The 24,341-nt window shown below is 61.3% G+C and carries 15 protein-coding genes; 9 read left to right on the top strand and 6 right to left on the bottom strand.

Annotated features, from left to right (window positions below):
- Positions 1–16 precede the first annotated feature (16 nt).
- Positions 17–1,549 carry an ABC transporter substrate-binding protein gene (locus M1E17_RS10655; RefSeq protein WP_457967248.1) on the bottom strand — a complete coding sequence of 511 codons (1,533 nt, stop codon included), beginning with the start codon at positions 1,547–1,549 and terminating at the stop codon, positions 17–19.
- 294 nt (positions 1,550–1,843) lie between these two features.
- Here M1E17_RS10655 and M1E17_RS10650 point away from each other — a divergent pair, with 294 nt between their 5' ends.
- On the top strand, positions 1,844–2,950 hold the full coding sequence (locus tag M1E17_RS10650; protein ID WP_457967246.1) for a LacI family DNA-binding transcriptional regulator: 1,107 nt from the start codon (positions 1,844–1,846) through the stop codon (positions 2,948–2,950).
- A 91-nt stretch (positions 2,951–3,041) separates the two neighbouring features.
- On the opposite strand, the gene M1E17_RS10645 is transcribed toward M1E17_RS10650, so the two are convergent.
- Positions 3,042–4,073 carry a LacI family DNA-binding transcriptional regulator gene (locus tag M1E17_RS10645; RefSeq protein WP_457967244.1) on the bottom strand — a complete coding sequence of 344 codons (1,032 nt, stop codon included), beginning with the start codon at positions 4,071–4,073 and terminating at the stop codon, positions 3,042–3,044.
- 125 nt (positions 4,074–4,198) lie between these two features.
- Positions 4,199–6,052: a hypothetical protein gene (locus M1E17_RS10640; protein ID WP_457967242.1), complete on the bottom strand. Its 1,854-nt coding sequence runs from the start codon at positions 6,050–6,052 to the stop codon at positions 4,199–4,201.
- 436 nt (positions 6,053–6,488) lie between these two features.
- Here M1E17_RS10640 and M1E17_RS10635 point away from each other — a divergent pair, with 436 nt between their 5' ends.
- The 4 genes from M1E17_RS10635 to M1E17_RS10620 all read left to right on the top strand — a co-directional run bounded on the left by M1E17_RS10635 (position 6,489) and on the right by M1E17_RS10620 (position 13,624).
- Positions 6,489–8,900, top strand: a complete 2,412-nt coding sequence (locus tag M1E17_RS10635) for a glycoside hydrolase family 3 N-terminal domain-containing protein (protein WP_457967241.1) — start codon at positions 6,489–6,491, stop codon at positions 8,898–8,900.
- A gap of 117 nt (positions 8,901–9,017) precedes the next feature.
- Positions 9,018–10,046: a family 43 glycosylhydrolase gene (locus M1E17_RS10630; RefSeq protein ID WP_457967239.1), complete on the top strand. Its 1,029-nt coding sequence runs from the start codon at positions 9,018–9,020 to the stop codon at positions 10,044–10,046.
- Between the two features lie 343 nt (positions 10,047–10,389).
- Positions 10,390–11,928 carry a DUF5597 domain-containing protein gene (locus tag M1E17_RS10625; protein WP_457967237.1) on the top strand — a complete coding sequence of 513 codons (1,539 nt, stop codon included), beginning with the start codon at positions 10,390–10,392 and terminating at the stop codon, positions 11,926–11,928.
- Positions 11,929–12,823: 895 nt separating this feature from the next.
- Positions 12,824–13,624, top strand: a complete 801-nt coding sequence (locus M1E17_RS10620) for an aldo/keto reductase (protein WP_457967235.1) — start codon at positions 12,824–12,826, stop codon at positions 13,622–13,624.
- 1,547 nt (positions 13,625–15,171) lie between these two features.
- Here the strand turns inward: M1E17_RS10620 and M1E17_RS10615 are convergent.
- The 3 genes from M1E17_RS10615 to M1E17_RS10605 form a co-directional block, all read right to left on the bottom strand.
- Entirely contained in the window at positions 15,172–16,155 is a 984-nt protein-coding gene (locus M1E17_RS10615; RefSeq protein WP_457967233.1) for a D-2-hydroxyacid dehydrogenase, read from the bottom strand.
- A complete protein-coding gene (locus M1E17_RS10610; protein WP_457967232.1) occupies positions 16,152–17,732 on the bottom strand; it encodes an aldehyde dehydrogenase family protein in 1,581 nt (526 codons plus the stop codon). Before M1E17_RS10610 ends, M1E17_RS10615 begins: the two co-directional genes overlap by 4 nt.
- A gap of 87 nt (positions 17,733–17,819) precedes the next feature.
- The gene (locus tag M1E17_RS10605) at positions 17,820–18,182 is read right to left on the bottom strand and encodes a cupin domain-containing protein (protein WP_457967230.1); all 363 of its coding nucleotides are present in this window, start codon (positions 18,180–18,182) and stop codon (positions 17,820–17,822) included.
- A 375-nt stretch (positions 18,183–18,557) separates the two neighbouring features.
- Here M1E17_RS10605 and solA point away from each other — a divergent pair, with 375 nt between their 5' ends.
- The 4 genes from solA (at position 18,558) to M1E17_RS10585 (ending at position 24,114) form a co-directional block, all read left to right on the top strand.
- Positions 18,558–19,724, top strand: coding sequence for an N-methyl-L-tryptophan oxidase (gene solA, locus M1E17_RS10600; protein WP_457967228.1), 1,167 nt, complete (start codon positions 18,558–18,560; stop codon positions 19,722–19,724).
- 214 nt (positions 19,725–19,938) lie between these two features.
- Positions 19,939–20,841, top strand: a complete 903-nt coding sequence (locus M1E17_RS10595; protein WP_457967697.1) for a hypothetical protein — start codon at positions 19,939–19,941, stop codon at positions 20,839–20,841.
- 66 nt (positions 20,842–20,907) lie between these two features.
- A complete protein-coding gene (locus tag M1E17_RS10590; protein WP_457967226.1) occupies positions 20,908–21,612 on the top strand; it encodes a GntR family transcriptional regulator in 705 nt (234 codons plus the stop codon).
- Positions 21,613–21,957: 345 nt separating this feature from the next.
- Complete coding sequence (locus M1E17_RS10585) at positions 21,958–24,114, top strand: amylo-alpha-1,6-glucosidase (protein ID WP_457967224.1); 2,157 nt, start codon at positions 21,958–21,960, stop codon at positions 24,112–24,114.
- Positions 24,115–24,341 lie beyond the last annotated feature (227 nt).

Raw genomic sequence — 24,341 nt, 5'->3', positions numbered from 1 at the left:
GGTTTCTGGTATCGGGTTACTGGAAGTCGCGCAGGAGCGGGTGCAGGCCGGCGAAGTCGCTGGACTCCTGAAGCTCCACGTTGGGATTGGTTGCGTAGAACCGGTCCATGTAGGCCATGGGGACAAACCATGCCTGCTCGGTAACGTACTGGTTGATGTCCTGCTGGGCCTGCTTACGCTCCGCTTCGGAGCCGGTCAACACGGTGTTCCACAGAGCGTCAACCTTGGCATCCGGCTGGTGGGAAACATTCCAGATGCCGTCCTTCAGGACGTAGTCGCTGATGTCCTGCAGCGACTCGCCGTAGTTTCCAAGCTGCCACAGCGGAACGGGGAACTTGCCGCTGAGAAGTTCGGCGATCGCGTTCGGCCCGGAAAGTGCCACCTGCTCAACTTTGATGTTGAGAAGTGCCAACTGCTGGGAGATGTAAGGCATCAGCGTTTCGTGATTCTGCCCCGTCATGGTCGGAATCTGCAGCGTAAAGCCGTCCGCGTAGCCAGCTTTGGCCATGAGGGCTTTGGCCTCGTCGACGTTGAACGGGTACGGGTCCTTGGCGTCGGCAATGTAGGCGTCACTGCCCTCGCGGAAGATCTGGTAGGCCGGGGTTGCATGGCCCTGATAGAGATTCTTGGCGATCGCGTCCCTATCGAACACCATGTTCATCGCTTTACGGACATCGAGGTTGCCCAGCGCGGGCACCTTCTCGCCGAGGTGGTCGGTGATAAGAAGTCGGGTGGTGCTGCTGCCCTTCAACGTCTGGATGTTCTGGCCAGCGCTCTTGGCCTCCTCGAGAGTGGACGAGGAAACCATCGTGCCATCGATTTGCTGGGTCTTGAGTGCGTTAATTGCAGCGGTCTCATCCTCGAGGACCTTAAGTACGAGCTTCTTGTAGGGGAATCTTGCGCTGTCCCAGAACGAGTCGTTCTTGACAAAGGTGTAGACCGAACCCCGGGTGGTTGCTGCTTCATCGAGAGTGTAAGGGCCCGAACCGACTGGAACGTCAAACTTCTTGGATGCAATGGATTCCGGGGTTGCAATCTTGGATTCGCACATCCGCAAGGCCAGCAACGGGTTGGCCGTCGGCCACGAGATTGCCACGGTTTGGGGGTCAGGAGTCTCGACGGTAATTCCCGCCCAGCGGCTCGACGCACCGCCGGCTGTGGCGTAGTACTCAGCGTTGGCCTTCACGGCCGCTGAATCCACCGGGGTACCGTCCGAGAACTTCGCGCCCTCCCTAATGTGGAGGGTAGCCGTCTTCTGGTCAGGGCTGAACTCCCACTTGTCTGCCAGGGAAGCCTCCGGCTTGCCGTTCTTGTCGCAGCGGAGCAGGGAATCCCACACCGCGTCCGCCGACCATCCCTGGTAGGAAGGCTGGACCCCTGGGTCCCACCCCTGGATGTCTGCAGTCATTGCCAGGGTGAGAGCGTCTTTGTTGTCTGAGCTGCCAGTGTCCCCAGCCTGGCCGCCACTGGTGCAACCAGTGAGCGCCGCGAGGCTAAGGGCCAGGGGGGCCGCCAAGGCGACAAGTGCACGTCGTCGTGTGCGCCGCATGTTAACTCCTTCGTTAGTTTGAATCGCAGGAACGCCTGCCGACTGCTGCCGCCACACCCATTCGCGGCTTAGCGAAGTCTGGTGACTGAATCGGCGTGCAACGTTGTCCGTGAAAAGCGTAGGACACCGATCAAGTTGGCGTCAAGGACAAATTGTCGAACTGGTCACATTCCGGCCGCGCTTCCCCGTCGTTACAGCGCTCTCAACCCTCTTCCACCTTGAAGACGCATATGAAGTTGCGCCTGATCTGAAGCGAGTCGTAAAACGTTGTCCACCGGGTTACACTTGAATGCCATGAAGGACAAAGAACATGCGTCGCAGGAGTCGTCCCACGACGGCGCAATCAGTAGCAAGTCACGCCGAACCACGCTCCAGGACGTCGCGAGCGAGGCCGGGGTCTCATTCTCCGCAGTGTCCAAAGTCATCCGAGGTGCCAGCGGCGTCAGCCCGGAGATGCGCAGCAAAGTAACAGCGGCGATTCAGAAGCTCGGGTACCGGCCGCATGCAGGGGCGCGGGCAATGCGCGGCAAGTCCTTCACCATTGGCGTGGTCCTGATTGAGTTGACCTCCCCCTTCCAACCCGAAGTTGTGCAGGGGGTCAGCGACGAACTGGAAACCAGCCCCTACCAGGAAATCATCGTGGCAGCAGGAGTATCCCCTGAGCGCCAGCAACGCGCCGTCGAGGCCCTTATTGATCGACAGGTGGATGGCCTCATCCTCATCGCCCCGTGGACAACCTCGGAATGGCTCGAAGACATCGCGGCGAAGATCCCGACGGTCGTCGTCGCCCGGCACGGCGGCGCCCGAAACTTTGACACCGTAGTTGACGACGACTATGAGGGCGCACGCCTCATGGTTGATCACCTGGTCGGGCTTGGTCACCGACGCATCGTGCATACCAGCATGCCGTCCGGCGGACTCACTCGGCCTTTCGTTCTGTCACACACGGCCCGGCTTGACGGGTACGAGCAGGCGATGAAGCGGCACGGCCTTGAACCTGAGATTATCGTTACCTCCTACTCCGAAAAGGGCGGCTACGAAGCTGCGGTCCAGGTACTGGCAGAGACTCCGCGCCCCACGGCCATCTTCGCCGGAGCGGACGTTGCTGCCCTCGGCGTCCTCCGGGCAGCCGAAGAACAAGGACTGATGGTCCCGGAAGACCTCACCGTGACCGGCTACGACAACATCTACGTATCCACCATCGGACGGATTTCACTCACCACCGTCGACCAGTCCGGACAGCTCACCGGAGCCAACAGCGCCAAACTGCTCCTCGAACGCATTAACGGCCGAGAGCAGCCCAAGAACTACGTCGTTGCGCCACGGCTCATTCCCCGCGCCACGAGCGGGCCACCGGCTACCGCAACGCTGCAGTCCCAGGCTGAGCTCTCCTCCACCTAGGTTCTACTTGTTCAGCCGGGTCCGTCCGCAAGTTCGGGCGAAATGGGCTGCATAGCTGGACCCAAACTAACCTGGCCCTTGACACCACGAATCATGCCGGACGAGCAGTCGTGCCGCGTACCACCAGCCGCGGTTCAAACACTTCATGGCGTGCTTCGGACCTGCCTTCGATGCGCTCGATCAGCAGGGGGCCGACCCGCTTACCCATCTCCACACCGGACTGGTCAACTGTCGTGAGCCAGATCGGCCCGAGAGACGACGTGCTCGAATTGTCGTAGCCCACCAGGGAATAGTCCTCGGGCACTGACCTGTTGCCAGCCCACAACTCATTCATTATTCCCAACGCGACGATGTCCGCGCCGGCATGCACCGCCGTCGGAGGCGAGTCCAGTGCATCGATCTGCCGGGCAGCGTCTCGTCCGCCGTCGAGGCTCCAACGCGAGTCGACGACAATTGCGTCACTGTCGAGGCCGTGCTTGTTCATGGCACGTTCGAAGCCGCGCAGGCGGTGGGACTCCGGCCTGGCTTCGTCGCCTCGACCATCCGCGTGCATGACGAACGCGATGCGGCGGTGACCCAGCTCTACGAGGTGGTCGACGACGAGCTGCGCGCCCTGCTCGTCGTCGGCCGCGACCGTGTCGAAAGCCTGGCTGTGGCTGTGATGGCCGACGACCATGAGCGGGATCCTCACGGCAATCTGTTCGAGTTCGGCGATGGTCATCGGCGGGGCCACCAGCACGAGGCCGTCCATGTGATGGTCGATCATCGCCTCGACAACTGACTTTTGCGGGAGCACTCCGAAACCGCCAGGCGAGACAAACAGCTCATACGACTTGGGGCGGATCACGCTGGAGATACCGTCGATAATGAGGCTGAAAAACGGATTCTCAACGTCCGACACGACTATGCCGATCGTAAACGTGCGCCCCCGCATACCGCGCGCGGGGCCGTGGGGACGGTAATCGAGCTCCTCCATGGAGGCCTGAACGCGGGCGCGCATCGACTCGCTGGCGCCGTAGGCGTTGCGGAGGACTCTGGAGGCGGCCGCCGTAGACACTCCCGCGTGCTTTGCCACGTCCACAATCGTGACGCGGCGCCGACGCTGGTCATTGCCCTCGCTCATCGACTCCCCTAACTTCGAGTCCAAGGTTACTTGGTGACGAAGCGGTGTCCGACAAGGACTGACAGACGGGAGCCCCCGCAATGATGCGGGGGCTCCCCTTGTCCACTGGTCCAGATGCCTGGACCTCAGTCGGCGGCTGTGACGATAATCTTGACCCGGTCGAGGTTTTGCGCCAGCGCGAACCTGGCCGTCGGGTCGCCGTCGCGCTCTGAAGAGACCCGCAGCGCGACGAAGTACGTCCCCGGCTTGTCGAACGTGGCGGTTGTCTGAAGCGTGATGACACTTCCTGTTCGGGTGAGCGGTGCGTCCGTGTAGACCCCGTCACCGTCGAGGTCCCATTCGGCCTTGACGATTTTGCCGGCGCCCGGGGGTACCTGCGCCTTGGCACTGAGGGGAACTGCCTGGCCAGCCTCGGCCGCGGCGGTCTCCTTGCCTTGCGTGGTGAGGTCGACTGTAGGTTGAATCCCCCGGCGAGCGGCGGCGTTGTCGGGCACGACGATCTGGGCATCGGTGACCTGATAGTTGGTGGACGCTGGCGGTTCAATGCCCTTTTCTGCCCACGCGCTGACGTCCCGGAGTGCCTGCTCGGCCATCCCGTACCAGTTCACCAGGTGCTTGGCCCGCTCGCCTGTGACAGGCGCGTCCTGGTGGTCCGCGTGGTCATTGAAGTAGACTCGGTAGGTGTCGGCGGCGGCGGCGCCCAGGCTGGCCGCGACGCGATGGCGATACCAGTCGGTGTGCCACGGCAAGGCATCGGTGTCGTAGAGGTTGGACACCGCGATGACCTTCCCATTGATGGAGCCGTCGAAAGCGGCGTTGCCGGATACGGCACCTCCGAAGCCCGGGGCTTTCACCGGCCGTTGCGGATAGAGCGGTGTGCCATCGGATCCGCGGAACTGGTCAAGCCCGATCCAGCCTTCGCTCGCGGCGGGGATTTGGTACCGGTAGTAGAAGCGGTTGGCGATGTTCCAGCGGTTCGCAAGGTTGTCGCCCGCATTGGCCAGCTCTGCCCGCACACGCTCACCCAGCGGAGAATTCTCCGTGCCAAGGTAACCGTCCGCGCTCCAGAAGTCGTTGACGTAGCTCGGATCATAGGAAAGCGGGGTGCTGTTGGCGAGACCGTTGGGGTACTGCTCCGAGCGGCCCAACAGGTAATCGGGGTACTCCCACCCCTGCCAGGGAATGCCAAGAGCGTGAACTTCTTTCAGCATGGCCTGCTCGGCCTCATCGAGGCCGGCAAACGGGTCACCGCTGCCTCCCGGCAGCAACGCGGTTCGGATCTGGTCAGCCTTGTCACCGAGGATGAGTTCCGCTGCGGACCGGCCAAGGAAATTGTAGGACGTGGGTGCGGGCACTGCCTGAACCAGAGGGACGAACCCCTGCCACACTCCGGTGGTGTTTTCAGCGGCGCCGACCGTCTGGAACGAACCTCCGCTGGGCCCGTAGAGGTAACCGGAAATCTGGCGGTTACTGCCGTAGTACTTCGCGGCCACCGTCTCGGCGAACTTCGCGGCGGCGGCCGCATGCCGATATCCCAATGACACAGACGTGTTCCCGGCCTGCACCGCGTAACCGCCACTGGAGAGCGCAAACCCGATGGCGCGGTCATCCGCCCGTGAGGTGTCCGGTGCCGCAGGAAACACAACGGGGTAGGTGAACTGGAAGAACCGGCCCTCCCACTGCGCTTTGTTCTCCTCGGCGTGGAGGTAAACGGTGAACTGGATGTTCGTGCCCTCGAAGTGGCCCCTGATGCGGTGGTGCGGCATGGGCGCTGTTTCATCGGTCTCGCTGTCGATGACGGGCGTGGCATATGTCGGGTCGATGCAGCCCTCAGTCACTTGCAGGGCGCCGCCGACGGTCGCGCATACAGGTGGTGCGGCAAGCCCCGGGCTCGCCGTGCCGAGTCCAGCACTGACGAGCAAGGTGGCAGCAAGGGTGCCAATCCCTCCGCGGCGGGCAAGGGTGGAGTGGATCTTCATTGGTCCTCCTTATTGGGTGTCTCCACCGCCGCGCGGCAAGATGGGAGATAAACCGCGGCAATGGAGAACGTTCTCTATGGAACGTTTCAACGGAGAGTACACGTGGTCACGGGCGGGGTCAACCAAGTGCGACGCTGCCGCCTGGGCGCTTTAGCGCCGGGTTCCAATCTTCTTGGCCCTCACCTGAGAAGTCGCGACGTGAAGGGGTTGGGCCGCAGTGGCGAGTCAAAAATTGGGTGCGGGAAGCGGCCAGATGCCTTCCCTCTTGCCACTTCAAGGTGCCAGCGCTTAGTCTTGCGTAGAACGTTGCACGCTAAGAGGCGACGCTCATGAAGTCCGGCGCCTATCGTCCGGCGCGGCAGGGATACCTGCCGACCGGCCAGGGCCAGCTAAGACTGCCTCGACCGGTGCAACCACTGGTAGATCGAGGATCAACATGAGCGCCTTTGTGATAGACCCATGGATGGACGAGGGGCTGGCTTCCAACGAACGCGCCGCCCTGCTGCTGGAAAAGCTGAGCCTTGACGAGAAGATGGCCCAGGTTTCCTGCTACTTCCCCACCGACATCACGCAGACCGGCGATTTTGGTGAGCGTTTCCCGTACGGCATTGGTGAGGTTTCGTGCCTCGAGGCGCGTTCTGCGCTCACGCTGGATGAGGTCACCGCCTTTCAGCATCGGGTGCAGGCGCAGGCCATGGAGGGTTCCGGGCACGGGATTCCAGCAATATTTCACATGGAGGGGCTCTGCGGCGCGTACCTTCCAGAAGCGACGAGCTTCCCCTCCGGGCTCGGACGGGCCGCTGCATGGAATGTTGACCTGGAGCGGGAAGTCGGAAACATCGTGGGCCGGCAGGAACGGGCAGTTGGCATCACGCACACGTTGGCTCCTGTTCTGGATGTTTCCCGCGACCCTCGCCTGGGACGGCAGGGTGAGACCTACGGAGAAGACCCAACCCTCGCGTCCGCTCTCGGCGTCGCTTACACCCAGGGGCTGCAAGGCGAGGATGCAGCCGGCCGGCGCACAGAGGCGGTAGCAAAGCACTTTGTCGGTTCGCACCACACCGAAGGCGGCATTCACGGGGCCCACTGCAACATCCCCGACCGTCTGCTGTTGGAGGTGTACGCCAAGCCCTTCCAGGCCGCAATCACCCTTGGTGGGCTGCGGGGTGTGATGCCTTCCTACAACTCTGTGGGCGGCGAGCCGATGTCCGCCTCCGTCCGGCTGCTCAAGACACTGCTGCGGGAACAGATGGGCTTCGACGGCTTGATCGTCTCTGACTACGGCGCCGTGGGAAACCTTCACACCGTCCAGCATGTTGCAGAGTCCCCCGCACAGGCCGGCCTGGCGGCCCTGCGTGCGGGGATGGATGTCGAGCTCCACGTGCCGCAGGGATTCGGCCCCGAACTGCGGGAGTGGTTCGCGGACGGACGCGCCGACGTTGCCCTCCTCGACCGGGCGGTTCACCAGGTTCTCACCGCAAAGTTTCGCATGGGACTCTTTGAGCACCCCTTTGCACCGGACTCCGCCGACCGGGACACTTCATTTCAGTCACCTGCCGACAGGGCCGTGGCTGTACAGTCTGCCCGGGAATCGCTGGTCCTTCTGCACAATGACGGTGCCCTGCCGTTGCAGCCGGACATCCGGACACTCGCAGTTATCGGCTGCCACGCGGCGACTGCCCGGTACTTTTTTGGCGGCTACACCCACTACTCCATGGCAGAGGGAAAACTCGCCGTCAACACCTCGATGGCCGGCCTCACCACCAGCAGCGAAAACCATCAGAGCGTGACCAACACCGTTCCAGGCACCACCATCGAGGCGTCCGACGGTCCGGCGTTCGAGGAACTGCTGCTGCAGCAACAGCCAGGCATCCGCAGCCTCCTCGACGAGCTTCGCATCCGGCTACCCGAAACGGAGGTGAGCTGGGCGTACGGGTACCCAATTGCCGGCGGCGACGACTCCGGACACGACGAAGCCATCGCTCTCGCCGATAGGGCCGACGTTGTGCTCCTAACGCTCGGAGGCAAACACGGCACGGCCTCCATCGCGTCAATGGGCGAGGGCATTGATGCAACCAACATCAACCTGCCGTGCTGCCAGGACGACCTGATCGTCAAGCTCGCCAAACTGGGCAAGCCAATAATCGGCATCCACCTCGACGGCCGCCCGGTATCCAGCGACGCCGCCGACACACACCTGGCGGCACTCCTGGAAGCATGGAGCCCCGCCGAAGGCGGAGCCGAAGCTATCGTCGACATCCTCACCGGTGCCCACAACCCGAGCGGGCGGTTACCGGTCAGCGTCGCAGGCAACGCCGGCCAGGTTCCGGTCTACTACAACCACCCGCATGGGTCGGCTTGGAACCAAGGCGAGAGCATCGGGTTCCCCGATTACGTCGATGCGCCCCACACACCGCGATACTTCTTCGGCCACGGGCTCTCCTACACAACGTTCGACTATTCGGATCTTGAACTCTCGCAGCACGAAGTAGCCGCTGACGACACGATCACCATCTCACTCACCGTGACCAATAGCGGAGCGCGGCCCGGAACCGAGATTATCCAGCTCTACGTCAGTGACAAGTTCGCATCGGTCTCGAGGCCAGTGCTGGAGCTCGCCGGTTTCCGCCGGCTCGACCTTGAGCCGGGGCAGGCAGCCCGGGTCCGCTTCCAACTCGATATCAGCCAACTGGCCTTCCTCGACGCCGACATGCGCTGGCGGGTCGAATCAGGGGAAGTCGACATCATGATTGGCGCCTCCTCGAACGACCTGCGGCTGACGGAATCGGTATCCATCGTTTCAGGCGCCGTGATTGACGGCAAAAACAGAAGCTTCTATGCCGGCTAGCACAACGTCGAAGGTTTACCCCGCAAAAGGATGGCATGCGGCAGCCGGTCTATTGGCCGCCCTACTCCCCCAGTGCACTAAAAATGCGGCAATGCTGCGAAGACGAGAGAGTTTCCAATGAATAAGCTGATCCGCCCCGGTGAGATCATGACCGACACTGAAGGCAAGCGCATCCACATTCACGGCGGCTCCGTACTTGCCGTGGACGGCGAGTACTACTGGTATGGCGAAGACAAGTCCCAGTCAACACCAGCCAGCGGTAGATGGCATAGTGGGGTTCGCGCCTATCGCTCCCCCGACCTCATGTCCTGGACTGACCTCGGGCCGATCCTGCCAGTCGAACCCAACGGCCCTGATTCACCCCTGCACCCTGCCAAGATGATGGACAGGCCGCACATTGTGCGTCACCCCTCTACTGGAAAATTCGTTTGTTGGATGAAGGTGATGCACGAGGACGGCAAGCAGCGCTCCTGGGTATACCAGGCTGATCGATTCGAAGGACCCTACCTTCTGGTCCGCACCGGTTTTGAACCCCTTGGCATGAGTGCCGGCGACTTTGACCTCGTGGTCGACCCAGAAACAGGCCGTGGCTACTACTTCTTCGAACGCGTTCACTCCGAGCTCATTTGCGCCGACCTTACAGAGGACCTGACGGATGTCACGGGCACATACTCCACGCACTTCCCCCACCCTCACCCACCCCTCGTTCGCGAAGCACCAGCATATTTTCGGCATGAAGGCCGCCATTACCTCATCACTTCAGGTACGAGCTGGTATTTTCCCAATCGTTCAGAGGTGGCCGTCGCTGACGACTACCACGGCCCATGGACAGTGATCGGGGACCCCCACCGCAATGATCCGAGCGGCACATCATTCCACTCCCAAATTTCCTCCGTGCTGACCCTTGAGGACGGCCGGCATATCGCGCTTGCAGACCGATGGCTCCCCGACGCGACAGACGACCTGATCCGTCGGGGTTGGCGGGCAACCGAAGCGCAGTTCACAGGGGGCGAACGAGATCCCGAAATTGACGCGTTCGTTCATGCCGGCGCTCCCGACACGTCTCGCGCTCGCCACGTATGGCTGGAAATTCGTTTCGAAAACGGTGTTCCAGTAATCGACTGGCAGGACGCGTGGCGGCCGTAGAGTGTGAATCGCCGCGCCCGAGCCTGCCGGGTCGGCGAACCGAAACCCGACCCCGAGGAAGTCCCCGAACCCGACTACCGCGCCCTCACCGCATAAGCACCCCGAGGGATCACGAACGAACCAGATACACCACTCAAATGGACTCGACTGCGTCAGCATGTGCTCGCCGAGCACGCCGACCCACTGTGCGTCCTATTGCCCCTTTAACTTTCTCCGCGAATGCCAATCTCCCACGAGCGCGCACCGTGGACTTGCGTAATAGTGCGCAAGTCCACGCTCCGGATGAGAGGGTGCAGGATCGCGCTAAAACTCTCCGCTCCCCTACCTGCCGAAGGATCTTCCCATGACTTCATCGCCCCGCCGTCTCTTCCTAGGTGGAGAACTACATAATTCGAGCGCGAGCACTGCCGCGTCGCTACGAGAGGCTTTCCGGCGTATCCGGGAACTTGGCGCAGATACGGTACTCGCGCCGGTGTCATGGGAGACGATCGAACTCCGCGAGGGAGTCTTTGATCTCTCGCTGGTAGACACCGCCCTGGAAACAGCCGAGACGTACGGGTTGGCTTGGGTTCCGCTGTGGTTTGGAGCCTGGAAGAACGGCGCGTCAACATACGTTCCAGGATGGGTCAAGCGAGACAGTGAGCGCTTCCCACGCGCTCACTCAACAGCGGGGGCGATGCACCATATTTCACCGTTCGGTGATGAGATTGCCGCGGCCGATGCCACCGCCTTCGCTCAGGTCCTGGCGCGGATCAAAGAGTCCGGCGCGGCCCACTTAGTGCCGTTCGTTCAGGTGGAAAATGAACCCGGGCTTCTGGGCGCTCGCCGGGATGAGAGCGACGTGGCTTCGGCATGCTGGTATCAGGATGTGCCGGATGCTGTGATTGCCGCGGTTCGAGACACCAGCGGACGCCTTCGCTCGGCGTGGGAGTCAAAAGGCAGGCAGGCCGAAGGCTCTTGGAGCCAGGTCTTCGGGCCCGAGGCGGACGAGGCTTTCATGGCATGGGCCTATGCCACCCACATTGAGAAGGTCGCGGCGCGCGGCAAAGCCGAACTGGGCGTCCCGCTTTACGTCAACGCTTGGCTCGACGCAGTCAACCCGATGACGCCCGCAGACGAGCTTGTCGCGGGCGGTGCCGAGCCAGGCAGTTATCCAAGTGGGGGTCCAGTTCCCCACTTGCTCCCGCTGTGGCGGGCGTTGACACCGTCCATCGACTTCTACTCTCCCGACATTTATTTCGGCGACTTCGACGCCACGTGCGGTGCGTACGCTGCGATATCCGACCGACTCGTCATCCCCGAAATGAGACGAGACCAGCTCGGCATCGCCCACATGTTCCGCGCCATCGGTGAGCACAACGCTGAGTTGGTGGCACCGTTCGGCCTGGACTCCCTTCACGCCGGCGCTCCCGACCACGACGAGATAGTGGACGCGTACGGGCTCTTGGCGGCAATGCGGGAAACCGTCGTCGGCGCACCCTCCGACTCGGTGAGGGGCTTCTTCGTCGACCGTGCGAACCCCGTCGCTCGTCTCACCATCGGTGAATTCGATCTCGTCGCTTCGCTCGATGATCCCCGCGGCATGCTCGACGAGGGTGAAATCGGCTTTGGTATCGCCGTCGACATGGGAAGCGCGCTGCGGGTGGCAGGTAGGGGCTTTCTACTCCAGCCAGCCGAGCCGGTTACCGGTCGCACGGGACTCGCGTCGGTCATAGAGAGAACGCGGGGGATCGAGGTCCACCGAGTACTGAACGGCGACGAGACCGGCGGTGGTAACGAGGTGCGCTTTCATCGCCTCTACTCCGGCCGCGGCCAGGGCGTCGTGCCCTTCAACACGCGCTTCACAGGCATCATTGATATCGAGCTGTATCACTTCGAATGATCAGCCGAGCCACATTGAGCGGTGCCGAGGGAGGCAGTCTCTCTCAGCATGGCCGCTGGCAGCGGTGAATACTGACCGAGGCCACGTGGACGATCGGACCATTCATGGTCGGTCCGTTATGTTCCAGTGTCAGTTGCGCACAGCGCGATCCGACACTGACAGCTTTCGGGCTGGAGTTGGGAAGCTCAATTGCTTACCAATCGTGGCTTAGGGAGGACAACGCCTTTGCGTTTAACCCTCCCTGTGGATGGAACGATAACGACACGCACGTTTAAAGCTACCCCGCATACTCCCAAGCAATGGGTGTTTGGGACCTCATCTACGCCATCAAACCTCTCATCTGAGAATCTCGACCGACACCTTGGTCGACAGCATGTGGCCCAATTTGTCTTTCGACGCTGGCCTAGGCGGTCCTGCGTGAGGTGGAATAGCAGTTCTTTCCGAGCGTTGCAGAGTGATGTATAGCTCCACGACGGCCTGTGGGCTTATAGACCAGCACACACGTGAGAGGCAGTGCGGAAACCGCATGGCGGAAGGTGTTCAGCCCCGGCGTCGTTCTCGTCAGGGAGATGCATCTGGCAGCCAGCGGAAAAATTTGCGAGACAGAGCTTCGCGACCAGTGCCCGGCTCCTCGCGTGGCCCTAACTGGACTGGCACCGACTGACATTTCAGAAGACCAACGACTACACCGAACCGCTTCCCGAGGGGGTGTTGTGCGTCGAGACCCAACCCGCGCTCAGCCTAGACCAGGTGACTGCGTTCCAATTTGTAGAACGATATATAGGGGTTATGGATGAAAAGAACGATATTGCCTGGCGTCGGTCGAGAGGTCACGCACTTGTGTGTGGGGACGAGCCCACTCGGCTCGGCGATGCCGTTGGTGTACGGGGGAACGGTGACCGACGTCAGTGCTCGGGCCACCATTGATGCAGTGCTCGACAGCGAAATCCGATTTCTAGACACATCGAATGCGTATGGGGAAGCCGAACGTCGCATTGGAGAAGTGCTGAAATCTAGAGGTTTGCCCGAGGACTTCGTCGTGTCTACTAAAGCAGACCCCTTGGGTAAGGACTTCAGCGGGGCCCGGGTGCGAGCGTCCCACACGGAAAGCACCGCCCGACTCGGAGTGGAAACGCTCGACCTGTTCTACCTGCATGACCCGGAGCTATTCTTGTTTGACGACCTCACAGCAAGTGGCGGTGCCGTCAACACAATGGTGGAACTCAAACGCGACGGTTTGGTGCGCGGCATTGGAGTTGCCGGAGGCGACCTCGATGCCATGCGTCGCTATGTCGACCTTGGCATATTCGATGTCGTCCTGAACCACAACCGCTACACCCTGCTCGATCGCACCGCCGAGCCGCTGATAAACCAGACTTTGGATGCTGGCGCTGCCTTCATTAATGCCGCCCCGTACGCTAGTGGCTTTCTGGCCAAAACATCCCGAGCAACCTACCAATATGGGGCACCCTCCAAGGATGTGGTCCGTGAAGTCCAACGTCTTCGGGCCGTGTGCGCCGAGTACGGCGTTTCGCTACCTGCGCTGGCATTGAGGTTCTCGACTCAAGACCCCCGCATAAGTGCAACTGTCGTCGGGGTTTCGCGCCCTGAGCGCATCGCCGAACTGACATTGAATGACGCCGCAGAGATTCCCAACGACATCTGGTCAGCGGTTGAGGACGCACTTGGCTTTTGAGTCTCCCCGGCTACACCCTAGGCACGACCCGAACCTCAGCGCGGCTAGCCGGGCCAAACTGTCACGAAAGACGGAGGTGAGCGCGGCGAGCCCGTCTGACCGTTTCCGCAGCAGGCTAACTAGCTCGAATCAAATCTGAAACGTGCCGGTCCTTGACTCGATAACACCCTCCTACATGTCCCGTGACGCCCACGGCAGGGTCGTCCAAGACCGCATAGGCCATCCCAGCAGTCCACGACCTCGATTGCCGGCTCGTCGCAAAGAAGCATGTGCGTCTCGATGAAGAACTGGGCCTGTTTGACGTTGATGTCGATAACGGCGGCCCTTACCTCACCGGATGCCTTGGGTCCCGAGGAAACCCATAGCTGTTCGTCTAGCTGGGGCACACCCCAAGCTGACATTGTCGTGAAAGGCCCGTGGACCACTTCGAACACTTCTAATTGGGCCAAAACGGCAGCGGAAGTGCATGGCCCAGGGGGTCAGGATACGGGGCCGCAGCACCGCCAGTAACAGTGTCTGTCATAACATTCAGGACTGCCAGGGGCGGACCCACTGCTGTACGTCATGGTGCCGCTCTACCCCACAATCCTTAAGCACCCAAAGCCGGCCTGCTTTGCTGGTTGTCACTCCGGTCTTCGTGCCACCGGGCCGTTCCCGCGCAGTCAGCACGCAACCATGCCACTCCTGATCCCAAATTCTCTTCCTGCTTCTGGCCACCACGGAACTCCCATAAAGCAGACGTAAGTGTGGACACTGTCCGCACCCCCTTTGGCAGGACAAATGGAGCCCAGACTGCTCCCGCGCTGGTTAAGAGCAGCCCTTCAAGAAGAAGGGCACACCAAAGTCGGCGACGTCATGTTGTACCCGCCACCGCGGGCCATGAATAGGTGTTGGCCAACCAAGACCAACCCGACAAAACCGGAACGAGGAACCGTATAACCCCACCACAGCAGGCGGAAGGCTCACCAGCCAGGGACTTGAACCCGCCACCCCACACACCTAATAGGCCACCGCGGCAGCCAGGCCACAGCCCGCGAACCTAGCGTCAGAGGGACGCAACCACAAGCTTTGTACACACGATAAAGCAAAATCCCCTCTGACGAGGGGATCTCTTGTGCCCGAGGTGGGACTCGAACCGCATTCCAGCCCCTGGAAACACTGGGAACTCCAGAAAACATACCGAATCCGAGCCAATCCGGCCGATGTACGACCCAATCCGAAGCCATAAGTGTGGACATTGTCCACACCTTCTTTTTGCCATATTCCAGCTTCAAAAAGCGTGCGTCAGGAGGCGCTTCCCCGTTGTGACGAAACGCTCCTTATCGGCGTTTCGAAAATAAGGGGCGAGTGCCGGATGTGCCCCTACCCATGCGTTCGAGACGGGCGAAGCTGGCGCCATGCTTGGCAACTTCCCGGGCTGCGCAGAGCCCGGTGAAGCCGTGCCGGCGGAAGCTGTCCTCTCGTGAAGACTTCTGCCAGGTCTCCCGCGGGAGTAGCGGAGGGTCACATCCGGCAACGCAAGTTCGGCAGCAACGCCCGAGTCATCCCTACTCCGAGGGGACGAATCCAAGGGCCTTGTCTACGACATTCCGTAAGGGTTCGCCCTTGCAGAACCGCTGAAGATTGTCGATAAAAAGTCGGTCAAGATCGTCGTGGTAGTCTTCCGTGTCACCGCTCATGTGGGGTGTGATGATGACATTCTTCATGCTCCACAGAGCATGCCCTTCAGGCAGAGGCTCCGGATGTACAACGTCCAGCGCCGCTCCGGCAATGGATCCTGACGTCAGAGCCTCAGTGAGAGCCTCGGTATCAACGAGTTCCCCGCGCCCTACGTTGATCAGATGCGCGGTAGATTTCATAGCAGCAAGCACTTCGGCGTTCACCAAGCCGCTGGTCTCCGGGGTCAGCGGCGCGGCGAGCACCACGTAGTCGTAGTCGTGAACGGCGTCCACCAGATCCCTGGAGGAATAGATCTGTTCGAAATCCGCGTCGCCTGGCCGGGCTGTCCGCCCTGCTCCACTGACCTTCATCCCAACCGCCTGGAAAACCCTCGCGATCTCACGACCGATAGAACCTGTGCCGACTACCAGCGCCGTCTGGCCCTCGATCTTTCGCGTGATCCTGTGCTGCCAGCGCTGTTGGTGCTGCAGCCTGAACGACCCGTGCATGTCCTTGGCGATGTCCAGGACGAAACCGAGCACAAACTCTGCGATCCCCCGGCTGAGCACTCCGCGGGAGTTCGTGTACACGACGTTGCTCCGGGTCAGTTCATCGAAAAGCAGTTGGCTTACTCCTGCTGCCCGGTTGTGGACCCATTTCAGGCCCGCAGCGGCATTCCAGTTCTCCTGTAGGGCAGGTGAGAAGGAGTGCCATTGGTACAAGATCTCCGCGCCGTCCATTGCTTGGGCCAGAGGGCCGGCCTTGGTCAGGCGGACGTCGGCGAGCTCCTGGATTTCCGCCAGCCGTGGCGGCAGGACATCTCGGTAGAGAACCGCAACTACCGGCCTGGTGCGTTCCGGGGCGGCAGTCATGACGCAAGCCCTGCGGTCGTAGCAGTGGCTGCGTGCAAGGCATCGGGGAACCCAACCCGCTCTTGCCAGCGCGCCTGCGGTTCGCGCAGATTGATGATTGTGCTCTTGGGTTCGGTCATCTCGTGGACGGCGTACTGTACGCCTTCCCGCCCTACACCGGATTTCTTGAATCCGCCAAAGGGCATGGAGTCGATTCGGACGTCGCTGGTCTCGTTGATGACCACTGCGCCCACGTGCAGCTTGTCGGCGATCGCCAGCGCAAGGTCCATGGATTGCGTGAATACGCCCGCTTGGAGTCCATAGTCAGATTGGTTGGCCGCGTAGATGGCATCTGAGACCTCAATGAACGGAATAATGCTGACCACGGGACCGAATACTTCTTCCCGGATCACCCTGCACTCTGCCGGTACATCGGTCAGGATCGTCGGCTCGTAGTAGGCATTCCTGCGCTGGCCTCCCGCGTGGATAGTCGCTCCCGCCGCCCTGGCCTCTTCCACCCATTCCGCGACCCGTTCCGCCTCCTCCTCACAAATCATCGGACCCAGGTCGGAGCTCCGGTCCAGCTTCGGTCCGGCTTTGAGGGACTTGGTCCGGCGGACAACGTGCTTGAGGACCTGCTCGAACAGCGAGATGTCCACGTAGACACGCTGCACGGAAAGGCAGTTCTGCCCTGCAACCCCGAATGCTCCGGCAACAATGGCGTCCGCTGCCTGGATCACGTCCGCGTCAGCGCAGACGATGGTGGCGTTGTTGCCGCCGAGCTCGGAGAGGATCTTTTTTGCGCCGGCGGCTGCGGCGATGCGTTCCGCCGTTTGGGGACCACCGGTGAAGGAAATCAGGTCCACCTGGCTATCCGTGACGAGTGCTTCGGCAACGCCCGGACCACCGGCGATGGCGGCAATCCGTCCTGACGGCACGCCAGCTTCGAGCAGCAACTGGACCAGGGCCAGCCCCGTCAGGGGGGTGCGGCCGGAGGGTTTAAGTACGACGCCGTTGCCTCCGATGAGAGCAGGCCCCAGCTTGTGCGCCACCAGGTTGAGGGGATCGTTGAACGGCGTGATGGCCGCAATGATTCCTACCGGTTTCCGGCTGTACCAGCCGATCTTGTTCCCCCCAGCCACGCTGTCCTCAAAGCCCAGTGTCCGGCCCGCCAGCTCGGTCGAAGCCGCCGCGGAAAGCCGCAGGGTTTCAGTGCAGCGGCGGACCTCATGCTCTGCTTCGGTGATGGTCTTGCTGCTCTCTGCCGCAATGATGTTTGCGAAGCGCTCAGACTGTTCAGCCAGCAATTGTGTTGCCTTTTCAAGCGCCTGTCGACGGGACCGCAACGGCCAGTCGTCTGCCTGGAGGTGGCGGTGAATGTGGTCTATGGCACGCCTCACATCCTGTGGCGTCGATTCGCATACCCGCCCGATCAACCGGCCGTCTTCCGGATCCCTGACCTCAAGGGTCAGGCCGGCGGTCTGCCACTTGCCTTCGAAGAAGGCTCCTCCGGGAACGTCGGCATATCTGGAGCGTTTGTCCGGGCGTGCTGCCACTGGTTCAGTGTTCGCTCCGGAGACGGTGGTTGATGAAAGCATGAGGTCCTCTGTCCTGCATAACTGAACTTGGTCTTTGGATGGGCCGCCACCGCTGATGGGCAGCGGCAAGCACGGATGGTCGAAGAGCTAGTCAGCCGGCTGGGCTGGGAGGTCCTGAACAACCGCCATCTTGCGCAGGGTTTCATGAACAGTCCAGCTGCCCCGCCAGCCGGCTGGAGTGACGAACAGCGAGCCCGGTCCGATGTCGAAGCTGCCATTCTCGTCGGTGATGGTTGCCGTTCCACTGAGGATCTGGCAGATCTCGTTGTATCCCTCGCGCGTACTGGTGAATGTGCCCGGCGTGGCCTCCCACACCCCGGTGCGAAGACCATTGTCTTCCCAAAACTTGAAGGACACCTCGGTCTGTCCCGGTGTTGAACTGGTCGCTTTTGCTACATGCTCTCCGAGATTTACCGATGTCGTGTCGTTCAATACTGTCGCCTTGACCATGATCACTCCATATTCCGGGCAGCTTTGCCCGCGCAGATGTACGCCAACCTCTGTTGGCCTGAGAAAAAGTTTTGTAGCACCAGGAATCCGTCCTGAGCCCGCTGACGCCCTCAATGGGGGCGTGCCCGCCTCTTCCAGTCGCCCGTTCCGAATCCAACTGCAAGGTGCTACAGTGACGATCATACACGTTGTCCGACAATAATGAAGGACAATGTTTGAATGCCAGGTTCTGATCTGCGATCACAGGAGGAAGTCAAAGCATGATCACCCCACCCCTAGTCACGTTCCATGCCCGGACAGCGGAGCGAGGATGCAAGCCAACCGCCGGTTGGTGTGAGATGTCCGACAGCTCTTCACGAAAGGGGCTGTAAAGCCATGACTACCCTCGAAACGGACGTTGTCATTGTTGGAGTCGGTTCTGTGGGGAGCATGGCAAGCTGGCAGCTTGCCTCTCGCGGACTGAAGGTCATTGGCGTGGACCGGTTTTCGATACCCGGGCCCTTTTCTGCCTACGCCGGGGAATCGCGCCTTTTCCGCAAGGTGTACGCGGAAGGCGGGCATTACACACCGATTCTGCAGAGGTCGCAGGATTTGTGGCGCGACCTGGAAAAAATCGGCGGAATGCCCCTGCTCAACACCACAGGCTTCGTCACAATGCTTGATGAAGACCATCCTTTACTCGAATCGCTCATCGAGGCAGGGAAAACGAGTGGCCTAGATTATGAAACCCTCCGGGGCGATAAGGCGAGGGCAAAATATCCCGAACACGTGATCAGGGACACAGACGTGGCACTCTTTGACCCTGAGGGCGGCTACGTGTATTCCGAGAAAGCAGTGGCCACCGCGCTGGTGGAATCGGCCAGGCTCGGCGCGCAGTTCCTGGGAAACCGTAAGGCGCAGTCAGTTGAGCCGTATGGTGACCGGTACATCGTCCGGACCGATCAGGAAGAGATCGTTGCCTCCAGGGTGATTATCTCCCAGGGCACCGGAGCCGGAGCCGTATGCAAGGAACTTGGCGTTCATCTCTCAGTTCGGCCGCAGGTCCTGACATGGTTCCCCATCTCGGATCCGTCTAAATTCAGCCGGGAAGGTTTGCCGGTGTTCATGCGCAGAATCCACGACGTTGGTTTCTATGGGTTCCCAAGTGCAGACGGTTGGACGGTTAAAGTCGCCGGCAGCGTCTACATGGACGAAGTCGAGTCCATGGAGAAACCCCTCTCTTGGGACCCGAAGTATTTGGATACCATACGAGCATGGGTAGCAGAGTACATTCCGAGTCTCGTTCCGGAACCGGTACGGGTTGCCCTGTGTGCTGACGGCTATACTCCCGATGGGACAGGCCTGCTGGGGAAGGTGCCGGGAATGGAAGGTGTCATAGCGGCGGTAGGCTTCTCGGGCCACGGCTTCAAGATGGCCTCCGCGCTGGGTGCCATCGCCGCGGACCTGGTGATAGACGGAACGACTGCCACTGACGTCAGCTTCATGAATCCGGCCCGGTTCCTTGGACCAGATTCCCAACTAACCTCCTTGCCACTGAGCTAAAGGCCCAACATTTACTGGAACCGACATGAATAATGCACATGAGGCCTTCAGCGTAGGGGCCGTGGTTGCTGACCCAGGAACCACGGCGGCGGGCTACTGTTCAGTCGAGATCCACGGAAGGACACTTCGCCTTCCGGTAGTCATTGTGCATGGGGAACGGCCCGGCCCCGTCCTTGCTGTTACCGCAGGCATCCACGGGGGCGAGTACGTGTCCATGGTGGCCGTGCGGGAGTTCGTTTTTGGCTTAAATGCTTCCGCTATTCAAGGAACGGTAATCGCCTCGCTTCAGTCCAGTCCCCTCTCCTTTCAGGGCAGGAGTGCATTCGTCAACCCTATGGACGGCAAGAACCTCAACCGTGCTTTCCCCGGCAACCCGGACGGCGGCAGCACCGACCGTCTTGCCTACTGGCTGTGGTCCAACGTCATTTCCCGCGCAGACTACTACGTCGACTGCCACAGCGGCGATATTCCCGAGACTCTGGAAAGCTTTGCCGGCGTGAGCCCGGTGGGAACTGCGGATGTGGACGATCTGTCACGTGAACTGGCTGATCAGTTCGATGTGCCGCGCATTGTGCTGTTCGAAGCCGTGGGCTCGAGCATTTGGGCCGCTGCCAAAGCGGGGATCCCGTCCACACTGATTGAAGTGGGCGGAGAGGGCCGATGGTCTGCGGCAGAAGTGGCGATCCAGCAGGAGGGCCTGCGTCGAATTGCGGGCTTCGCGGGGTTGCTGGGCCTGGGCCGAGAAGAGAGGAAGCCTCTGCCTGTTTTCGAGAATCAAGCCGTGATGTGTGAGATCCCGGGCCTGTGGTACAGAAACGTCGAGCCAGGTTCATTCATCGACGCCGGGGCGTTACTTGGGGTCGTTGAGGATCCGTTCGGGACCGTACTTCAAGAGGCGCGGTCTCCCATTTCAGGCGTCCTCCTGTATGGGCTGTCGAGTCTCGCGGCGAACGAAGGGGATCTGATCGCATGTATTGCGCGGCCTAAGGATCTGGACGCGTCAGCGACGCCGTTAAGTTCCGATCAGGGGCGGGAACTCCCTTGGCCGGGAAATCCTCACGACTGCCTCAGCAACTGGGAGCAGGATGGAGAAGGGACAGCGAAACAACTGGTGTAATTGGTGATGCAGGCCGCGGTTGTACCGAGTCGTGTCCGTATCGTAAACAGACTAGGAGTGCCGACAATGACCGACTTACTGCGTGCGGGAATAGACCGCACGGCTAAGCCCACCCGGGTTGAGGCGGTGGCTATCAGCCTTCGGACTGAGATCCTACTGGGGTTGAGGTATCCCCGCGAAAGGCTCGCGGAAGTCGCCCTGGCGGAAGAGCACAAGGTCTCCAGAGGGACCATCCGAGAGGCCCTGCAGCGCCTTGCCGCGATGGGATTCGTCGTTGGAGAACCTCACAGAGGATTCTCCGTGCGGGAATTCACTTATGACGATGTCATAGGGCTGGGCGAGGTGTTCGCCATGCTTGAACTCCAGGCCACAAAGAGCATTGAATTCCCAGTCAGCACCGCGACTCTGGACATCATGCGCGAAAGCGCTGAAGCGATGGAAGAGCTCGAGCTTCCTCGTGATTGGGACGCCCTCTGGGAACTCGATCGGAAGTTCCACGGCTCGCTCGTGGCTGAAAGCAAAAATCCCTGGCTTCTGGATACGTGGCAACGACTGCAGCCCTTTCTTAGTGTGATTACCGTCCCGCTCTTGCGTCCGGGCGTGCCGTACCCCGGCCAATTAGCCACCGCACGCCATCTTGAGCTCCTGGAAGCCATAGCGGGCGGTGATGTTTCGGTTGCACGACGAGCGATCGAGGACCATTACCACCAACACGACGAGCACATGATGGTCCCGGAACAGCGGGCGGTGACAGTCCCGAAGAGAGGCTGAACGGCTGCTCAGAGTCTGCTTCACAGCGGGCTTAGTCTACAACGCCTGCAATCCTATGGTGACCCACCGACAGCACGTCCAGAGTTCCACACCTGCCGGAGACCACCAACAGGTCCCTCCCAAAGCCCTGCAGATCATCAGTCCACTTGCCGGGTATTGCCCTGGCCTATCGCATCCGGTTGACGGGCGAAATTCCCGCCATCGGACCGACCTTCCGCCCCTGGGATGGCCTGCAACTTGAGGTCTGGCAAGCGATGGCAAGCAAGCGTAGCGTCTATCAAAGGATGCTAGTGGCTTGACCACAGGGCCAAGGCACGCTGTATGTGATGTGTGGGAGGCGCTGGAATGGCCGGATGGAATGCTGATACTGCCGCCGGTGCGCTCGGGGTAGGTACTGTCACCTTGGTCGAGGGTTCGTCCTTCTGCATCTCCTTGCAGAACGGGGACATGCACTCCGAACAACCACACGGTCTTTTCGTCCAGGACACCCGTATCCTGTCCGGTTGGAGCCTGACCATCAACGGCCTGCCGCTTGAGCCGCTGACAGCCCTGACCCTGGAGCCCTATCGCGCGCTGTTTGCCGGGCGCGTTCACCGTTCCGACGGATATGCAGACAGCCCGCTGATCGTGGAGCGGCTGCGTGAGGTGGGGGCCGGCGTCCAGGAGCAGATCACCCTCCGCAACCACTCCCGCGAAGAGGCTGAATGCGTGATCGCCCTGAGAATCGAAGCGGACTTCGCGGACCTCTTCGAGGTAAAGGAGGCTCGGATCCAGCGGCGCTGGAACAAAACCAGCCAAGTCGACGCCGACAATCTCACCATCCGGGCCGCCTGGCAGGACGTCCGGAAGGGCATCACCGTCCACGCACCCGGAGCAAGCCTTGCACCGAGCACCCTCACGTACCGGCTGTCCATTCCGCCGCACGGTTACTGGAGCACGGTCCTGACCGTGGTGCCCAACAACGAGGGATCATTTTCCGCAGCGACGTTTGTCCACCCTGACGGGGACGGATTGTCCCCCCGCGATCTACGCCGACAGGAATGGGTGGCGAAGATTCCCGTGCTGCAGATGGGAAACCAGTCCATCCAACGGACACTGCGGCGCAGCTACGACGATCTGGGCTCCCTGCGAATAGAGGACCCGGACCACCCGGACCGCGTAGTGGTGGCCGCCGGAGCGCCCTGGTTCATGACCCTCTTCGGCAGGGACGCGCTGTGGGCATCCGAGATGGCGATGCCTGTCGATCCATCCCTGGCCCTGGGCACACTGCAGACGCTCGCTGACCGCCAGGGCAGCCTGGTGGATCCGATGAGCGAGGAGGAACCGGGCAAGATCCTGCACGAGGTACGGCTCGATGTTTCCAGCGGGTTGTCCCTGGGCGGGAAGTCCGTTTACTACGGAAGCGTCGACGCCACTCCCCTGTTCGTCTGCTTGCTCGGGGACGTCAGCCGCTGGGGGTTTGCCCCGGACACCATCGCCGCTCTCCTGCCCCACGCGGACAGGGCCATGGACTGGATCCGGGACTACGGGGACAAGGACGGAGACGGGTTCGTCGAGTACGAACGCCTAAACCCCCAGGGGCTGATCAACCAAGGTTGGAAGGACTCCTGGGACGGCATCAACTTCGCCGACGGCACCTTGGCCGAGCCGCCGATCGCCCTCTGCGAGGTGCAGGCCTACGTCTACACTGCCTACATGGCGCGGTCGTGGATGGCGTACGACGCCGGCGACACAGCTAGAGGCAATGAACTCGCCGCCAGCGCGGCGGAGCTGAAAAAGCGGTTCAACGAACAGTTCTGGATGCCGGACCGCGGATACTATGCAGTGGCCCTCGACGGGAAGAAGCGGCAGGTCGACGCGTGTGCGTCCAATATGGGCCATTGCCTGTGGCACGGCATCGTGGATGAGGACAAGGCACCGCTCGTCGCCGAACGGCTTATGTCTCAGGAAATGTTCAGCGGCTGGGGCGTCCGGACGTTGGCCAGCGACATGGGCGCGTACAACCCAGCCAGCTACCACAACGGCTCGGTCTGGCCACACGACAACGCAATCATCGCAGCCGGCCTGCTGCGCTGCGGCTTTGTCAAGGAGGCACAACGGATCTCCACCGCCTTGCTTGAGGCCGCCAATTTCTCCGACGGTCGGCTGCCCGAACTGTTCTGCGGATTCAGCCGGCACCAGTTTCCCGAGCCTGTGCCTTACCCAACGGCGTGCTCACCGCAGGCTTGGGCAGCGACAACACCGATCATGCTTGTAACCAGCCTCATGCGGTATGACGCAGATGTCTCCAAAGGGGGCCTATGGATGGACCCGGTCCTCCCGGAGTCCTATGGCGACCTCCACATCGGCAACGCTCCCATGGCAGGCGGCCGCATCACCATCGGCATCACAAATTCCGTGCCAGGAGTACAGGGGCTGCCTGACGGGATGGTGTTCCATCAGGGGCACCGCCCATGGCTGACCGAACTGGTAGATCAGGCGGGCCGGAGCCCCAAGCGCTAGCAGGACTATGCGCTCAGCTTGCGCTGGGATCCAAACAAAAGAAAAAGATGTCCGACAATCTTGTCGAACCAAGTAGTCTGTGAGTACCATTACATAACGACGCTCCGCCGCCCCAGAACCTTCGGCGCTGAGCAATGCAAGCGATCAAAGCAAGGTATGGGGCCTCGGGTTTGCGCGCTTCAATCGGAGATAGGCGCACTGATGTGACAGCGACACCCACGCTGCAT

Source organism: Arthrobacter sp. D1-29 (assembly GCF_054130585.1).
Note: the sequence above shows the minus strand (reverse complement) of the source record. Positions and strands in the feature narration are given on the sequence as shown.

What these genes read in the sequence shown, in the direction of transcription:
- M1E17_RS10655 (WP_457967248.1), bottom strand. Translation starts at nt 1,549, where the DNA reads ATGCGGCGCACACGACGACGTGCACTTGTCGCCTTGGCGGCCCCCCTG.
- M1E17_RS10650 (WP_457967246.1), top strand. Translation starts at nt 1,844, where the DNA reads ATGAAGGACAAAGAACATGCGTCGCAGGAGTCGTCCCACGACGGCGCA.
- M1E17_RS10645 (WP_457967244.1), bottom strand. Translation starts at nt 4,073, where the DNA reads ATGAGCGAGGGCAATGACCAGCGTCGGCGCCGCGTCACGATTGTGGAC.
- M1E17_RS10640 (WP_457967242.1), bottom strand. Translation starts at nt 6,052, where the DNA reads ATGAAGATCCACTCCACCCTTGCCCGCCGCGGAGGGATTGGCACCCTT.
- M1E17_RS10635 (WP_457967241.1), top strand. Translation starts at nt 6,489, where the DNA reads ATGAGCGCCTTTGTGATAGACCCATGGATGGACGAGGGGCTGGCTTCC.
- M1E17_RS10630 (WP_457967239.1), top strand. Translation starts at nt 9,018, where the DNA reads ATGAATAAGCTGATCCGCCCCGGTGAGATCATGACCGACACTGAAGGC.
- M1E17_RS10625 (WP_457967237.1), top strand. Translation starts at nt 10,390, where the DNA reads ATGACTTCATCGCCCCGCCGTCTCTTCCTAGGTGGAGAACTACATAAT.
- M1E17_RS10615 (WP_457967233.1), bottom strand. Translation starts at nt 16,155, where the DNA reads ATGACTGCCGCCCCGGAACGCACCAGGCCGGTAGTTGCGGTTCTCTAC.
- M1E17_RS10610 (WP_457967232.1), bottom strand. Translation starts at nt 17,732, where the DNA reads ATGCTTTCATCAACCACCGTCTCCGGAGCGAACACTGAACCAGTGGCA.
- M1E17_RS10605 (WP_457967230.1), bottom strand. Translation starts at nt 18,182, where the DNA reads ATGGTCAAGGCGACAGTATTGAACGACACGACATCGGTAAATCTCGGA.
- solA (WP_457967228.1), top strand. Translation starts at nt 18,558, where the DNA reads ATGACTACCCTCGAAACGGACGTTGTCATTGTTGGAGTCGGTTCTGTG.
- M1E17_RS10595 (WP_457967697.1), top strand. Translation starts at nt 19,939, where the DNA reads ATGGTGGCCGTGCGGGAGTTCGTTTTTGGCTTAAATGCTTCCGCTATT.
- M1E17_RS10590 (WP_457967226.1), top strand. Translation starts at nt 20,908, where the DNA reads ATGACCGACTTACTGCGTGCGGGAATAGACCGCACGGCTAAGCCCACC.
- M1E17_RS10585 (WP_457967224.1), top strand. Translation starts at nt 21,958, where the DNA reads ATGGCCGGATGGAATGCTGATACTGCCGCCGGTGCGCTCGGGGTAGGT.